We start from the raw sequence: 1702 nt of genomic DNA on the forward strand, positions 1-1702 counted from the left end.
TTATTGAACTGATATGAACGAAACTGTCAACCCACCACACCCAAATGTTTTTATTTAGCGTTTTATTCAGTATGAATAGAGTTATTCCTTGTTCAACTTATAGACCAAATATCCTTTCGGATCTAGCTTGTCAAGGGCGCACTTTCCCTTGATAAGCTAAATCCGAAAGGGATACAATACAGAAAGTTGAACAGGATAACCTTAAAAACTTGGCACGAAGGCAAAAACTCTGACGGTGATATACAAACTGATATGCGTGGGTTGGGTACCACATTTCACTCCATCCGTCACGGAGCTGCCTCGGACTAAAGGCGCACGTTCAGTTCTAGACCTAGTGCATAGTTCAACATGAGGGTTCTCCTTCACGGGAATTTGCCTTCGAGCCAAATCTTCAATTTCCAACCAAAAAGTTATTACTTCATAAGAAAACTCCATTAATTTATTACTTTCAATCTACTTAAGCAATATTCAATCTACTTACTTGTTTATCTTCAATACAACAAGCGATAGCCCAGATAAAGCCAAGTAATTCTCTAGCAACGGCAACAACAGCTACTTTTCCACCTTTTCCTTTAGCAGAGATTCGATGATATTTCATATGAAGACGGTGTTGAGCTTTCCAAGCTATACGTTTTGCCTCTGGATCTTGACCTTCTTGACGTTTTAGCAATTCACCTTTAACAGATGGGCGATGACGATAAGACCAACAAACTTCTACTATGGAACGTCGAATTTGTGAGTTTCCTGTTTTCGTAATCGAACCTTGCCAACGACTTGATCCACTAGAGTATTCTTTAGGAACAAGTCCAGCATAGGACATCAATTGTCTTGGGTTAGAAAAACGAGAAAACTGTCCAATTTCAGCTACCAAGGTAACGGCAGTTACTTCCGCAACTCCTCTTAATGTTTGGAGTGCTTGAATAACGGGGGCGTGTTCACTTTGAAGTGCTTCTTCATGGATTTGATCTTCAATTCGTTTCATACGATCTTCTACTTCATTGATTGTATGAAGATACTCTTGAAAAACAATACGTTGTGCAGCTCTTTTAAATGTTAAGCGTTTTAACCATTCACGATGTTTTACAGACCAATTTCGAACTCCTTGCGGAGGACGTATATCATGGCGAAGTAAGAAGTGAATAAGTCTCTGACGAGAACTTTGTAAATCTTCACGAGCATCATGACGAGCACGAATTAAGTCTCTCAATGCTTCATGATCTTCATCTGGAACCCATACAGAAGTAAGCTCTCCCGCACGTAGTAACTGAGCTAATCTAATAGAATCTCTTTTATCTGTTTTCACGCGATCGCCAGATCGCTTTGGGATAAGAGAGGGTGCCACAACCAAACATTCAATTTCCATTGAAAGAAGTAAACGATAAATTCCATATCCAGTAGAACCAGCTTCATAACATACTAATAGGTTGTCAGGATTTCCTAACTTTTTCATTAGTTTGCGAATGTCTTCTGGCTTATTTTGGATAGTTCCATGAAATCTTGGTTCACCACGACCTGGATCAGCAATAGCAACAGCAATTGTATCTTTAGATACGTCTAAACCAACAAATTTTTGTACATCCTTCATATTAAACGGCTCCTTTTCGTGTGTAGCTCTACACTTGGTTTATTTTTGGGTAGTAACATTATGACCAAGTGCAACCTACGTTAAGCGATGGGAGCCGTTTCGTTCATTATGACTAAA

At 39.2% G+C, this 1702-nt stretch carries 1 protein-coding gene; it reads right to left on the minus strand.

Annotated elements, in window-relative coordinates; all coding sequences use genetic code 11:
• Nucleotides 1–457: 457 nt before the first annotated feature.
• Nucleotides 458–1585 carry an IS110 family RNA-guided transposase gene (locus E2K98_RS30460; protein ID WP_133340743.1) on the minus strand — a complete coding sequence of 376 codons (1128 nt, stop codon included), beginning with the start codon at nt 1583–1585 and terminating at the stop codon, nt 458–460.
• Nucleotides 1586–1702: the final 117 nt, after the last annotated feature.

It is taken from the genome of Bacillus salipaludis (genome assembly GCF_004358205.1).

Coding starts and splice junctions, on each gene's coding strand:
- E2K98_RS30460 (WP_133340743.1), bottom strand. CDS start 1,585: ATGAAGGATGTACAAAAATTTGTTGGTTTAGACGTATCTAAAGATACA.